We start from the raw sequence: 13,422 nt of genomic DNA on the forward strand, positions 1-13,422 counted from the left end.
ACGATCTCCTCGTTACCGACGGTGATTTGACCAACACATTAAGCGATGTGATCGGAATAGCCAAGGATTCGCCGGGCCCGGCTGGACGGATCGCCGCCCAGCCGGTCGCCGTCGCGCCATCCGTCCAGCCGGTTCCCGGCCGCGGGCGCGCAGCCTCCACGATGGAGCGCGTGAACCTACTCAACGGCCGCAAATTCGTGATGGTGAGCTCGACCGCGAGCAAGGTGGACCCCGACAGCCCCACCGAGTTCGAGTACTGGGAGGAGGACGGCCTGGTGTGGGGCAGCTACACCGGCGACACGGTGACCCTCGGCCGCTTCGTCGGCACCCGGGAGGGCGAGCGGGTCTCGATCTCGTACGTGCACGCGCTGGTGGCGGGCGGCACCGCGGCGGGACGCAGCGACAGCCGGGTGGAGAACGAGTCGGACGGCAGGCTGCGCCTGGTGGAGGAGTTCATGTTCGCCGGTGACGACACGCCGCACGTGAGCGTGTGCACCGAGGTCGTCGCCTGACCGTCAGGTGTCCTTGCGCAGCGCCGCCCTGCCCTCGGCGGCCTGCACGAAGCGCATCTTGCCCAGCGGCACGTCCCCCGGCGTCTCGGGGGCGGGCCGCCGGGCGGGGCGGGCCCGCTCGCGGTCGCTCGGCAGCACGTAGGGCCGCTTGAGCACCTCGTCCAGGATGAACACGGTCTCGGTGGCCTTGACCGCGGGGATGTTGGCCAGCCGGTCGGTCACCATGGCGTGCACCTCGGCCACGTCCGCCACCCTGACCAGGATCATCGCGTCGTGCTGCCCGGTGGTGATCGCGCAGTACTCGACCTCCGGCATGCGCGCCAGCTCGGCCCTGAACTGCTTCCACATCTGCTGCCGGACGGTCACGAAGATGAGCGCGGTGATGCCCAGTCCGGCCTTGACCGGGTCCACCTCGGCGGTGAAGCCCTTGATGGCGCCCTCCGCGCGCAGCGCCTCGAAACGGGTGTAGGCGTTCGCCCGGGAGATGCCGACCCGCTCCGCCAGGGACGCGACCGAGATCCTGCCGTTCTCGCGGAGGACCTCAAGGATCTTCATATGGGTGGAGTCCAGGTCGAGCCCGATGCCGATCCGTCCAGGGTGCGTGCCCCCGGTACCACCATTTCTGGAAATTTCAGTCATTGTTACCTCGCACTCATTTATATCCGTCTCAGTGACCGCACAGAACCTGGACAGATTGACGGACAATCCTGGGCGTTCCCGTTCGAACCGTCCACTTGGAGGACCTACATGGCGACCCGCTCGCAGACGGCGGCAGTGCTGCTCGCCGGTGCGCTCGCCCTCGCCGCCTGCGGAAGCGGCGGCGCACAGGCCCCCGCCGCGCAGAGCGGCGGCAAGACCCTCGTCATCGACACGTCCTTCGACCTGAAGACGGCCGACCCCGGACGCACGTACGAGCCGACCGGCCTCATCGTGGGCAAGGCCACGTACGAGACGTTGCTCACGTTCGACGGGTCGGACGTGACCAAGCCCGTCCCGGCCCTCGCCGAGTCCTACGAGCTGTCCGACGACGGCAAGGTGCTGACGCTCAAGCTCAAGCAGGGAGCCACGTTCGCCGACGGCTCCCCGATCACGGCCGACGACGTGGTCTTCTCGCTCACCCGGGTCCGCGACATGAAGGGTAGCCCGTCGTTCCTGCTCGACGGCGTGGAGGTCGAGAAGACCGACGACACGACGGTCACGATGACGTCGGAGAAGGCCAACGCCGCCCTGCCGTACATCCTGCCGAACCCCGCGCTCGGCATCCTCAACAGCGACGTGGTCAAGGAGAACGGCGGCACCGCCGACGCCCAGGACAAGGCCGAGCAGTACCTCAACGCCAACTCGGCGGGCTCCGGCCCGTACCAGATCGAGACGTTCAACGTCAGCAGCCAGGTCGTGCTGAAGGCGAACCCGCAGTACCACGGCGACAAGCCCGCGTACGAGAAGGTCGTCATCCGCAACGTCGAGTCGGCGACGCAGAAGCTCAACGTGCAGCGCGGCGACAGCCAGCTGGCGCTGAACCTGTCCGGCGACCAGGTGGCGAACATGCCGGACACGCTGCAGGTCAAGAAGACCGCCTCGGCGAACGTCTTCTTCCTGCTGGCCAACCAGGACTCCGAGATCAGCGACGTGACGACGAACGCCAAGTTCGTCGAGGCCGTCCGCAAGGGCGTCGACTACTCGGGCCTGCTGGAGCTGGCCGGCGAGGGCGCGGCCAGGGCGCCGGGCGTGATCCCGTCCCAGATCCTGGGCGCGCTGCCCGAGGGCGAGGCGGTCCAGCGCGACGTGGAGGGCGCCAAGGCGGCGCTGGCCGAGAGCGGGCTGTCCAACCCGACGGTCAAGCTGGAGTACCCGACCGAGCTGACCGTGAACGGCCTGTCCTTCCAGCCGCTGGCCGAGCGCGTGCAGGCCAACCTCAAGGAGGTCGGCATCACGGTGGACCTCCAGCCCGCCCCGGTGACGACGGCGCTGGACAACTACCGCAACGGCAAGGAGGAGATGGGCCTGTGGTACTGGGGCCCTGACTACCCCGACCCGAACGTCTACCTGGCGTTCCTGCCCGGCCAACTCGTCGGCGAGCGCGCCGGGTGGAAGGCCGGCGCGAACAAGGAACTGGAGGAGCTCGGCGAGAAGGCGGCCACCGCGATCGGCGACGACGCCCGCACGCAGGCCTACCAGGAGGTGCAGCGCAAGCTGAACGAGTCCGGGCCGTTCGTCCCGCTCATCCAGCCGAGCCAGAACATCGTCGCGGCCACCTCGGTCACCGGCATCGAGTACCACCCGGTGTGGCAGGTCGACGTCGCCGACCTGGGCGTGCAGTAGAAGTGCCCGCGAGCGTGGAGAAGGGCGCGGCGGTCACCCCGCCGCGCCCCCGGCGGCCGGCGCTGCCGCCGCTGGCCCGGTTCCTGATCCGCCGGGTGCTGATGGCCATCCTCCTCGCGTGGGGGGTCACCCTGGTGACGTTCGTGCTGACGAACCTCGTACCGGGCGACCCCGTGGCGGCGAACCTGGGCCAGCGGGCCATGAACGACCCGGAGATCGTCGCCCAGTGGCGGGCCGAGCACGGGCTGGACAAGCCGCTGTGGGAGCAGTACGGCCTGTACTTGCAGGGGCTGGTCCAGGGTGACCTGGGCGACAGCCAGCAGAGCCACCGGCCCGTCAGCCAGGACCTGGCGGAGGCGGTGCCGGCCACGCTGGAGCTGGCGGGCGCGGCCATCCTCATCTCGCTGGTGCTCGGCGTGGCCTTCGGCGTGATCGCCGCGCTGCGCCGCGACCGGCTCTCCGACCACCTGCTGCGGCTGCTGAGCCTGATCGGCATCTCGGTGCCGACGTTCTGGCTGGCGCTGGTGGCGTTCTACGTGTTCTTCTACCGGCTGCAGATCACCCCGGGCAGCGGCCGGGTGGACCCGGCGCTCGGCGCGCCGCCCCCGGTGACCGGGCTGCACACGGTGGACGCGCTGCTGGCCGGCCAGTGGGACGTGTTCGGCTCCGCCGTCGGCCACCTGATCACGCCCGCGCTGGTGCTGGCGCTCTACACGATCGGGCTGCTGACCCGGTTCACCCGCTCGGCGGTGCTGGAGGTGCTCGGCCAGGACTACGTGCGCGCCGCCCGCGCCAAGGGCCTGCCGGGACGGGTGATCCTGTTCCGGTACGTGCTGCGCTCGGCGCTGGTGCCGGTCATCACGGTGGCGGGCCTGGCGTTCGGCAGCCTGCTGTCCGGCACCGTCCTGGTGGAGGCGATCTTCGCCTGGCCGGGCATCGGCCAGTACGCCTACAAGAGCGCCACCACGCTCGACCTGCCCGCGGTGATGGGCGTCGGCCTGGTGGTGGGCGTGGTGTACCTGGTCATCAACCTGATCGTGGACGTCCTGTACGGCGTGATCGACCCCCGAGTGAGGTTGCGATGAGGCGGGATCCCCTGGCCCGCAAGGGGCTGCTGGGCCGGCTGCCGCAGGCCTGGCGGCAGCCGCTCGCCGTGTCCGGCGTGGTGATCGCGGTGGCCTGGCTGGTGATCGCGGTGGCGGCGCCCTGGCTGGCCCCGCACGACCCGCTCGCCCAGGAGCTGCCGCGGCTGGCGCCGCCGGGGCCCGATCACTGGTTCGGCACGGACCAGCTCGGGCGCGACATCCTGTCGCGGGTCATGCACGGGGCGCGGGTGTCGATCCCGCTGACCCTGGCGCTGGTGGCGCTGTCGTTGCTGATCGGCGGTCTCCTCGGCGCCTGCGCCGGATATTTCGGCCGATGGGTGGACGAGACGATCATGCGGCTGGCGGACCTGGTGTTCGCGTTCCCGACGGTGATCCTGGCGATGGTGGTGGCCGCGGCGCTCGGCGCCAGCCTCACCAACGCGGTGCTGGCCGTGCTGGTCGTGGCCTGGCCCGCGTACGCGCGCGTCACGCGCGGGCTGGTGCTGGGCGTGCGGGAGCGGGAGTTCGTGCTGAGCGGGCGGCTGCTCGGCTTCTCCGCGTGGCGCTCGCTCCGCGTGGACGTGCTGCCGAACGTGACCGGCCCCATCCTGGTGCTGGCCACGCTCGACATCGGCACCGCGCTGCTGCTGCTGTCCGGCCTGTCGTTCCTGGGGCTGGGCGCCAAGCCGCCGTCGCCCGAGTGGGGGGCGATGGTGTCGTCGGGCGTCGAGGTGTTCGACAGCTGGTGGGTCGCCACCTTCCCGGGCCTGGCGATCCTGACCGTGGTGCTCGCGTTCAACTTCCTCGGCGACACCCTCCGCGACGCCCTGGACCCCCGTACCGCTCGCGCGATCAAGGAGCGTGCGCTGTGACGCTGGCGATCACGGACCTGAAGGTGACGATCGGCGGGAAGGACATCCTGCGCGGCGTGGACCTGACGCTGGAGCCCGGCCGGGTGCACGGCCTGGCCGGCGAGAGCGGCTCGGGCAAGACCATGACCGGGCTGGCCGTGCTCGGCCTGCTGCCGCACGGCTCCCGCGTCACCGGCGGCATCGCGCTGGAGGGGCGCGAGCTGCTCACGCTGCCGCCCAAGGAGCTGAACAAGGTGCGCGGCGGCGAGGTCGCCATGGTCTTCCAGGACCCGGCCACCAGCCTGCACCCGATGCTGACCGTCGGCAGGCAGCTCACCGAGCACATGCGCCACCACCTCGGCCTCGGCAGGGCCGAGGCTCGGGACCGGGCGGTCGAGCTGCTGCGCAAGGTGCGCATCCCCGGCGCGGAGGAGGCGTACCGGCGCTACCCGCACCAGTTCTCCGGCGGCATGCGGCAGCGCATCGCGATCGCGGTGGCGCTGGCCTGCTCCCCCAAGGTGCTCATCGCCGACGAGCCGACGACCGCGCTGGACGTGACCGTGCAGGCGGGCGTGCTGCGGCTGCTGCGCGGGCTCTGCGACGAGCTGGGCCTGGCGGTGCTGCTGGTCACGCACGACCTGGGCGTCATGTCGGCGGTCGCGGACGAGGTGAGCGTGATGAAGGACGGCCTGGTCGTGGAGACCGGGCCGCGCTCCCGGGTGCTGCGCGAGCCGGATCACCCGTACACTCGCACGCTGCTGGCGTCGCTGCCCGACGCGGAGGTCTCATGAGTAGCCTGCTGAAGATCGACGACCTGGTCGTCGAGCACCGCACCCCCGGCCGGCCCGTGGTCAGGGCGGTCGCCGGGGCGAGCCTGGAGGTGCGCGCGGGCGAGGTGGTGGGCCTGGTCGGCGAGTCCGGCTGCGGCAAGTCCACGCTGGCCCGCGCCGTGGTCGGGCTGAACCGGGCCGCCTCGGGGTCGATCAGCTTCGAGGGGACGCCGGTGACGCCGCTCGGCCTGCGCCGCAGGACGATGACCGGGGTCCAGATGGTGTTCCAGGACCCGTACGCGTCGCTGAACCCGCGCCGCCGCGTCGGCGACCAGATCGCGGACGGGCTGCGGGTGGCGGGCGACGCCACGAGCAGCCCGGCCGACCTGCTGGAGCGGGTGGGGCTGCCGCGCGAGTTCGCCTCCCGGCACCCGCACGAGTTCTCCGGCGGGCAGCGGCAGCGGATCGCGATCGCGCGGGCGCTGGCCGCGCGGCCGCGGCTGCTCATCGGCGACGAGCCGATCTCGGCGCTGGACGCCTCCGCCCAGTCCCAGGTGGCCACCCTCATGCGGGACCTGGCCGTCTCCTCGGGGGCGGGGCTGCTGTTCATCAGCCACGACCTGTCGGTGGTGCGGCTGATCGCCGACCGGATCGCGGTCATGTACCTGGGGCGGATCGTCGAGGTGGGCGACACGGCCGAGGTGTGGGCCGAGCCTCGTCACCCGTACACGCAGGCCCTGCTGGGGGCGATCCCGAAGCCGGACGGGATGGGGGTGCTGCCGGCCGAGCTGCCGGGCGACGTCCCCGACCCGGCGGACCCGCCGCAGGGGTGCCGGTTCCATCCGCGGTGCCCGCTGGTGATGGACGTGTGCCGGGTCAAGGAGCCGGAGTTCGGGCCGGTCGCCTGCTGGCTGCACGAGCCGTCGTGACCCCGCCGGACCCCTCCCAGCCCTCGCCGGACCTCCGGCCGGTGGGCGGCGTGCGGGAGGAGCGGACGCGCCCCGCCGTGTCCGTTCCGGTCTCCGGAGGGGACCGGCTGAGTGCCGTGCGGGCGGGGATGGCGGCGGACGGGATCGACGCGCTGGTGCTGCGGCCCTCGCCGGACTTCCGGTTCCTCGGCGGGCGCGGTGACGGATTCCTCGTGGTGACGATGGACGGGGCCGCCGAGACCGCGGACCCGCGCCCGTACCTGCCGCCGGGGGTGCGGCGGGTCGGAGTGGACCCCGAGATGCGGGTGCGGGAGCTGTTCGGGCTGGCCGTCGACGCGGAACTGGTCCCGGCCGCGCAGGTGCTCGCGCCCCTGCGGCTGAGGAAGGAGCCGTACGAGGTCGCGATGGTCGAGCGGGCCGCGCTCGCCGCCGAGTCCGTGCTGGCCTGCGCCCCCGAGCTGTCCTGGTTCGGCGCCACCGAGCGGGCCATGGCGACCCGGCTGCGCGTGCTGGCGCTGGAGGCGGGGTGCGAGGAGGTGCTGTCGGTGCGGGTCACGGCCGGTCCAGGCACCGCCGCGCCGGGAAGTTCCGCGTCCGACCGGGTGATCAACCCGGGGGACGCGCTGCTGGTGTCGCTGAGCGCGCGCTGGGACGGTTACTGCGCCGAGGTGGCCCGGGTGTTCGCGGTCGCCGAGCCGCCGGAGGACTACGACGCCGTGTACTCGGTCGTGGTGGCGGCCCGCCACGCCGGGATGGCGGCGGCCCGGCCAGGCGTGCCGGCCGCGGCGGTGGCGGCGGCCGTGGCGCAGGCCGTCGACGACAGCGGCTACGGCCGGTTCGCGGCGCCCGGGGCTGGCCGGGGCGTCGGGCTGGGCGCCGACGAGGGCCCCCGGCTGCGCGCGGACGACGACACGCCGCTGGAAGCGGGCATGGTGCTCTGCCTGGAACCGGCGATCTACGTACCGGACCTGTTCGGCGCCCGGGTGGCCGACATCGTGGCGTGCACGGAATCCGGCCCCCGCCCCCTGACCACGGCCCCCTCCTCCCTCCCCGTCCTCGAACGCTGACCTCGCCCAGGGCGGCCTCCTCGGGCGGGGCGACGAAGAAGCCCGCCGTCTTGGTATGCCCGGACGAATCCCGGCGGGGGTGCGGTGGCATAACGTCGCGGTGACATCCGACCCACGGAGAGGGCCGACAGCTTTGAACGCCATCAGAGAGCTCCACGGCATCGCGGAGTTCGAGCAGGTCATGGCGCTGTTCGAGGACATCTGGCACTTCGAGCCGGCCGGGCGGCCGATCACCGCCGAGCTGATGCTGGCCATGGCGCACGCGGGCAACTACGTGGCGGGCGCCTTCGACGGCGAGCGGCTGGTGGGCGCGTCCGTGGCGTTCTTCGGTGCGGACGCCACGCTGCACTCGCACATCACCGGCGTGCTGGGCTCCCCCGGCACCGGGTTCGCGCTGAAGCTGCACCAGCGGCAGTGGGCGCTGGAGCGCGGGGTGCGCCGGATCACCTGGACGTTCGACCCGCTGGTGCGCCGCAACGCCCACTTCAATCTGGCCAAGCTGGGCGCCCGGCCTGAGGAGTACCTGCCGGCCTTCTACGGCGTCATGGACGACGCGATCAACCAGGGCGACGAGGCCGACCGGGTGCTCGCGGTCTGGCCGATCAGCGACCGGCGCGTCGAGGCCCTCGTCTCGGGGGCGCGCTCCCCCGTACCGGTGCCGCCGGACGCGGTGGTGGCGCTCGCCGGCGACGGCGGGCGCCCGGTGCCCGGCCGCGCCGACGCCGCCACCGTCCTGGTCGCCGTGCCCGAGGACGTCGAGCGCCTGCGCCGCACCGACCCCGGCACGGCCAAGGCCTGGCGGCATGCCGTACGGGAGACGCTGGGTGACATGCTGGCTGAGGGACGCAGAATCACCGGATTTCACGACAAGTCGTACTACGTAGTGGAGAGAGCGTGAAGATCACTGGAGTCGAGCTGCGCCGGGTCGCGATGCCGCTGGTGGCCCCGTTCCGCACCTCGTTCGGCACCGAGACGGCCCGCGACGTGCTGCTGGTGCGGGTGGTGACGCCCGACGCGGAGGGCTGGGGCGAGTGCGTGGCCATGTCGGAGCCGCTCTACTCCTCCGAGTACGTGGACGGCGCGGCCGAGGTGATCCGCCGCTTCCTCCTGCCCAGGCTGCCCGCGAGCGTGGACGCGCAGTCCGCCGGCCGGGCCATGGAACCGGTCAAGGGGCACCGGATGGCCAAGGCCGCGCTGGAGACGGCCGTGCTGGACGCGCAGCTGCGGGCGTCGGGCGAGTCGTTCGGCCGCTACCTCGGGGCGTCGCGCGACCGGGTGCCGTGCGGGGTCTCGGTGGGCATCATGGACTCGATCCCGCGGCTGCTCGACGCGGTGGAGGGCTACCTGTCCGAGGGGTACGTGCGGATCAAGCTGAAGATCGAGCCCGGCTGGGACATCGAGCCGGTCCGCGCCGTCCGCGAGCGCTTCGGCGACGACGTGCTGCTCCAGGTGGACGCCAACGCCGCCTACACCCTGGCCGACGCCCGCCACCTGGCCCGCCTGGACGCCTTCGACCTGCTGCTCATCGAGCAGCCGCTGGCCAACGACGACTTCGTCCAGCACGCCGCGCTCGCACGCCGGTTGCGCACCCCCGTCTGCCTGGACGAGTCCATCGAGTCGGCCGAGCACGCGGCGGCGGCGATCGCCCTCGGCTCCTGCTCCATCATCAACATCAAGCCCGGCCGCCTGGGCGGCTACCTGGAGGCCCGCCGCGTCCACGACCTGTGCCGGGCCAACGGGATCGCGGTGTGGTGCGGCGGCATGCTGGAGACGGGCCTCGGCCGGGCGGCGAACGTGGCGCTGGCGGCCCTGCCCGGCTTCACCCTCCCGGGCGACACCTCCGCCTCCCGCCGCTACTTCGCCACCGACCTCACCGAGCCCTTCGAACTCTCGGACGGCCACCTGGCAGTGCCGACGAGGCCTGGCCTCGGCGTGGACCCGATCCCGTCCATCCTGGACGAGATCACCACGTCCAAGGAGTGGATCCCCCTCTAGTACGGCAGCCGCCATTCATTAGTTGACCTGGCTATATGCAGTGGCCAGGCGGGCTCGGTGATGGAACCAGCGGGCGCGGGCTTGATGGCGGCGTCGCCAGGTCGACCAGTGGACGGTGTGTTCCAGCGTCGGTGGATGTCCGGTGACGGCGTTGAACAGGCGCTTGACCTCGGCGACCGTCAATGGGATCAGGCCAGGGTCGGCCGGCGTGGGTGTCGGTTCCATGCCGGGCTGCTGCGGCGGCGACCGCGCAGACGGCCAGGCCGGCCATGACCAGCACGAGGTGCCGCAGTAGTGCCTCATAGAGGCGGACCTGGGACTCGTCCAGGCCGAACAGGTCCTTGCCGGCCTGGAAGCTCTCCTCCACCGGCCACCTCAACCCGGCGGCTGAGATGAGGCGGGCCAGGGTGGCCGGCTGACCGGCGGGCACGAAGCAGTAGTGAAAGGCCAGCTCACCGGTGGTGCGGTGCTTGCGGACCAGCAGGAAGTGGGCAGGGCTGGCGGTGGCGATCCACGCCCAGGCATAGGTGCGTTCGCCCTTGGAGCCGTGCCCGGCTGAGCGAATGGTCCACCGGCGTTTGGGCCGCAGGTGCTTGGCCACGGCTTGTTCACAGGTCAGGCAGGCGCCGCCGCCGAGAGTGAGGGTGAAGGTGGCGCGGATGCGCAGCGCGTAGGCCTGGCCGTGGGTTTCCAGGTAGGTGCGCAGCGTGGTGCAGGCGCCGTAGACCTCGTCCCCGGTCACGAAGTCCAGGCGCACGCCGTCGGCGTAGGCCTCGCGCAGCAGGCCGATGGCCAGTTCACCCTTGGTCGCGAAGCTGAGGTCCAGCGGAAGAGCGGTGGTGATGGCGGTGACCGGGTCGCTGATCTGCTCGGCGGGGATCCATTGCCGGGCGCCGATCAGCGCGTGCCCTGCCCCGGCGCGCACGTAGGCGAGGTAGACGGTGTTGATGCCGTTGTCGATGCCGCCGGCGCAGCCCATGTGCTGGCGTTTGACGCCTGCCGTGGCCGTGCCCTTCTTCTCCTGGCCGGACTCGTCCAGCACGCCGACGGTCAGGCTGCCCGGCCGGGTGGCGGCATCCAGCCGGGTGACAGCGAAGCGGCGGACGGTACTCATCGCGCCCGCGGTGTCCCATCGGGCCCGGTTCAGCAGGCGCTGGGTGGCGTCCGGACGGCGGTCACCGATCCACTCGGCGATCGTCCAGCCGTTGCGCCGGGGCAGCTCGGACATCACGGCCCGGACGTACTTGGCGGCCTGCAGTCGCGGTTCGATCCGGGGGAACATCGGGGCCAGCGCGGTCATGAGGTCGTCGAGGTTTTGTTGCGCCCGCCTGGCCTCTACGATGAGGGCAGCAGCCGCTTTGGATCTTGTTCTCGTCACACAGACATGATCACGAGCGGCTGCTCTCGTTGTACGGGGATCCCGCCAGAAACTCACGTCCGGCCCGGCACCACGTCTTCCCAGCTCACACAGCAAATGGCGGCTGCCGTACTAGGCTTGCTTCTTTGTTCCCTAGATCGTCGTGAGGACTCTGGGGATGGGGCTGCGTTTGACGTTCTGCCCATGTCGTAGCGGTGCGCGGGGGCCGCTGATCAGCTGGCCGAGAAAGATCCACTCTATAATGCAATCGGACAAAGCGCACATATGCCTATAATGTATTATCAATACAATTTCGGCGCGCACCAATCAGGCAATAAGCGCACCTAGGCTTGTAATATGTTACAAACAAGCTTGCGCGGCGATTCTCGCTGTATATGATCCGATGCATGACGTGGTGGCAAGGGATACTTGCAGCGGGAACGGGGGGACTTTTCGCAGTCATAGGCGTGCTGATCGGCGTATGGGCAAATCGCAGGAAGATCGCGGCCGAAATTGCGAAACTAGGGGCTGACGCAACGAAGGTGCCACTCGAGGCCGAGAAGATAAGGGTGGACATCGAGAAGACGTTGCAGGAGGCCGAGAAACTGCGCCTGGAAACCCAGAAACTGCGACATGAGATCGGCACTGTGATAACTGCCGTGGACACTGCGAACTCCGGCCACAGTGAGAAACTGGAACAGATTCACGCGGCCGTGGAGGAGGCGGTGAGAGATGTGCGGGAGCTGGATAGCGCGGTGAAGAAGCGCATGCACTGGCAGATAGAGCCGGAAATGCTTCGTGTGTTGACCGCCCTGGTGCAACGATCGGGCCACGCGCTGAACGGCAGGCTCAAACACGCCGAGATGATAGAGACGATTAGCTCTGTCGAAAATACCGAGCCAGCCGAAAGAATAGTCGAGGCGTTGATGAACGAAGGATATATGCGTTCCAGCCCTGACAGTAGATACGAAGTGACGACCAAGGGCCGGCAGGCACTGTCACGGGGAGGTTCCTTCTGATGGCGCGTAGGTCATGGCCGATCAGCAGAATCAAAGAGAACGCGGGGGAAGGAGTGCTGGAGATACCGAGTCTCGCCATACTCCGGTACCGCACTCCTGAAGAGTTGATCTCCAATTTCACCCAGCTGTGGGGTGTCGAACCCACAGCGGTGAGTCTTCCGGCAACAGAGTTCGACGGCCCTCTCTTCGGGGTGGATGGACTTCGGGGCATCAAGTTCTCCACTTATGCCAGCGTCTCCAACGTCCTCAATGGTTTTGAGGACGTCGTCCAGGAGTTCGCCTCCCGCGGCATGGGCATCGTGCTCACCATCTGTCCGAACCTGTCTTTCATCCCAGGCGAAGGGCTATCGGTTCGCGACATCCTCGGTGACGCGTCGCCACAACTGTGTGTGGCGAATCCGCGGAGCGTGGAGGTGATCGCCGCCATCCTGGGCACAGGCGTCGATATCGTTAGAGAAGTATGCGCACAGCAGCCGGGAAAGCTGCAGGGCATCGCCATCGACGCGACCGACCTATGGCCGATGGGCGGAAGCCTGGGGCGCGTGGAGGCCACATGCTTCTGTGCGTTCTGCACCCAGCACTTCGACAGGGTGGCGCCGGATCTCCTGCTGAGGTTCAAAACGTTTCCGAATCCTTGGAGCCTGTTGCTGAAGCCCAGCAACACCGGCATCGGATTCGTTGACGAAGTCGGCCCGCTCACCAGCCCTGAGGAGATCGTCGGCCTGTCACGCCAGCGAGGCTACGTCGAGCAGTTCCAGAATGCCGCCGAGTCGTATCTGCTGGAGAATGCGAATCTCCTTCTGCGCTACATGCGGGCAAGGCACGAACAGACAGTAGGCGCAATAGCGGCTATCTTCGACCAGGCCTGCCACGAGCTGGACGATCTGCCTCGAAGGATACTCATCATCGAAGGCGAGCGGTATGGGTGGACCACAGGCATCTGGGCCGAGGAATTGGATCTGGCCTATCCCGCGGGCGATAGAACATTCGATGAGGTATGGCTCAACGCGAACCCCAACTTCATCCTTACGAGAGTTCCTTACCGAGTCTACATGTGGCGCAGGTCGCGCTACGTCATCTCCTCGTTCTTCGATCTTGCCGCCAGCGCCACGGATCCGACTCGCCGGGCTATATCCCAAATAGCACTGAGACCTCCCGGGCAAATCCGGAAGATTCTCTATCAGCGCTTCTATCAGATGCTGGCATACGGCCTGAACAGCGAAGGAGCGCTGCTGTCGCTGCCGGGAGGGCTCAGGCGCGGGGGAGCATCCGGGGAAGGCGACAGCACGCGGCTGGGATTCGTCGGCGTGTCACTCGATCGCGAATTCGGCGAGCGCTTCATCAATCAACTGAACATCGCCCCCGGCCAAGTGGACATCCTCGGCGACCAAGAGGCTGAAGCTCACCAGTCCCAAGCCGGTGCTTTGAGCAATATAGACCCCCATATCATGCAGCTCTTGCTGCATCAGTTCCAGGCCAGAGAAGGCTAGACATCGCCGGCTTCCTCCTCCCTGA

12 protein-coding genes and 1 pseudogene are annotated in these 13,422 nt (G+C 69.4%); 11 read left to right on the forward strand and 2 right to left on the reverse strand.

The window, feature by feature from the left end:
* Positions 1-170 precede the first annotated feature (170 nt).
* Positions 171-512 carry an avidin-fold protein gene (locus ABD999_RS04915; protein ID WP_261808604.1) on the forward strand — a complete coding sequence of 114 codons (342 nt, stop codon included), beginning with the start codon at positions 171-173 and terminating at the stop codon, positions 510-512.
* 3 nt (positions 513-515) lie between these two features.
* On the opposite strand, the gene ABD999_RS04920 is transcribed toward ABD999_RS04915, so the two are convergent.
* The gene (locus ABD999_RS04920; protein ID WP_219544325.1) at positions 516-1,151 is read right to left on the reverse strand and encodes an Lrp/AsnC family transcriptional regulator; all 636 of its coding nucleotides are present in this window, start codon (positions 1,149-1,151) and stop codon (positions 516-518) included.
* Between the two features lie 108 nt (positions 1,152-1,259).
* On the opposite strand from ABD999_RS04920, the gene ABD999_RS04925 reads away from it, so the two are divergent.
* From ABD999_RS04925 to menC, 8 genes are all read left to right on the forward strand, one after another.
* A complete protein-coding gene (locus tag ABD999_RS04925; RefSeq protein ID WP_219544324.1) occupies positions 1,260-2,834 on the forward strand; it encodes an ABC transporter substrate-binding protein in 1,575 nt (524 codons plus the stop codon).
* Between the two features lie 2 nt (positions 2,835-2,836).
* Positions 2,837-3,919: an ABC transporter permease gene (locus ABD999_RS04930; protein WP_271276229.1), complete on the forward strand. Its 1,083-nt coding sequence runs from the start codon at positions 2,837-2,839 to the stop codon at positions 3,917-3,919.
* Entirely contained in the window at positions 3,916-4,791 is an 876-nt protein-coding gene (locus ABD999_RS04935; protein ID WP_148032063.1) for an ABC transporter permease, read from the forward strand. The genes ABD999_RS04930 and ABD999_RS04935 overlap by 4 nt, the downstream gene beginning before the upstream one ends.
* Complete coding sequence (locus ABD999_RS04940; RefSeq protein ID WP_219544323.1) at positions 4,788-5,561, forward strand: ABC transporter ATP-binding protein; 774 nt, start codon at positions 4,788-4,790, stop codon at positions 5,559-5,561. The genes ABD999_RS04935 and ABD999_RS04940 overlap by 4 nt, the downstream gene beginning before the upstream one ends.
* A complete protein-coding gene (locus tag ABD999_RS04945) occupies positions 5,558-6,469 on the forward strand; it encodes an ABC transporter ATP-binding protein (protein WP_148032065.1) in 912 nt (303 codons plus the stop codon). The genes ABD999_RS04940 and ABD999_RS04945 overlap by 4 nt, the downstream gene beginning before the upstream one ends.
* Entirely contained in the window at positions 6,466-7,536 is a 1,071-nt protein-coding gene (locus ABD999_RS04950; RefSeq protein WP_271276228.1) for a M24 family metallopeptidase, read from the forward strand. The genes ABD999_RS04945 and ABD999_RS04950 overlap by 4 nt, the downstream gene beginning before the upstream one ends.
* A gap of 133 nt (positions 7,537-7,669) precedes the next feature.
* On the forward strand, positions 7,670-8,434 hold the full coding sequence (locus ABD999_RS04955; RefSeq protein ID WP_271276227.1) for a GNAT family N-acetyltransferase: 765 nt from the start codon (positions 7,670-7,672) through the stop codon (positions 8,432-8,434).
* Complete coding sequence (gene menC / locus ABD999_RS04960) at positions 8,431-9,531, forward strand: o-succinylbenzoate synthase (RefSeq protein WP_271276226.1); 1,101 nt, start codon at positions 8,431-8,433, stop codon at positions 9,529-9,531. The genes ABD999_RS04955 and menC overlap by 4 nt, the downstream gene beginning before the upstream one ends.
* 18 nt (positions 9,532-9,549) lie before the next feature.
* Here the strand turns inward: menC and ABD999_RS04965 are convergent.
* Positions 9,550-10,831 (reverse strand): annotated as a pseudogene (locus ABD999_RS04965) (IS701 family transposase).
* Positions 10,832-11,295: 464 nt separating this feature from the next.
* Between ABD999_RS04965 and ABD999_RS04970 the strand changes: the two are divergent.
* Both ABD999_RS04970 and ABD999_RS04975 read left to right on the forward strand, forming a co-directional pair.
* A complete protein-coding gene (locus ABD999_RS04970; RefSeq protein ID WP_271276224.1) occupies positions 11,296-11,907 on the forward strand; it encodes a hypothetical protein in 612 nt (203 codons plus the stop codon).
* On the forward strand, positions 11,907-13,397 hold the full coding sequence (locus tag ABD999_RS04975; protein ID WP_345482589.1) for a hypothetical protein: 1,491 nt from the start codon (positions 11,907-11,909) through the stop codon (positions 13,395-13,397). The genes ABD999_RS04970 and ABD999_RS04975 overlap by 1 nt, the downstream gene beginning before the upstream one ends.
* Positions 13,398-13,422 lie beyond the last annotated feature (25 nt).

The sequence above is a fragment of the Nonomuraea ferruginea genome, assembly GCF_039540635.1.
Taxonomy (GTDB): Bacteria; Actinomycetota; Actinomycetes; order Streptosporangiales; family Streptosporangiaceae; genus Nonomuraea; species Nonomuraea ferruginea.

What these genes read in the sequence shown, in the direction of transcription:
- ABD999_RS04920 (WP_219544325.1), bottom strand. Translation starts at nt 1,151, where the DNA reads ATGACTGAAATTTCCAGAAATGGTGGTACCGGGGGCACGCACCCTGGA.
- ABD999_RS04925 (WP_219544324.1), top strand. Translation starts at nt 1,260, where the DNA reads ATGGCGACCCGCTCGCAGACGGCGGCAGTGCTGCTCGCCGGTGCGCTC.
- ABD999_RS04935 (WP_148032063.1), top strand. Translation starts at nt 3,916, where the DNA reads ATGAGGCGGGATCCCCTGGCCCGCAAGGGGCTGCTGGGCCGGCTGCCG.
- ABD999_RS04945 (WP_148032065.1), top strand. Translation starts at nt 5,558, where the DNA reads ATGAGTAGCCTGCTGAAGATCGACGACCTGGTCGTCGAGCACCGCACC.
- ABD999_RS04970 (WP_271276224.1), top strand. Translation starts at nt 11,296, where the DNA reads ATGACGTGGTGGCAAGGGATACTTGCAGCGGGAACGGGGGGACTTTTC.
- ABD999_RS04975 (WP_345482589.1), top strand. Translation starts at nt 11,907, where the DNA reads ATGGCGCGTAGGTCATGGCCGATCAGCAGAATCAAAGAGAACGCGGGG.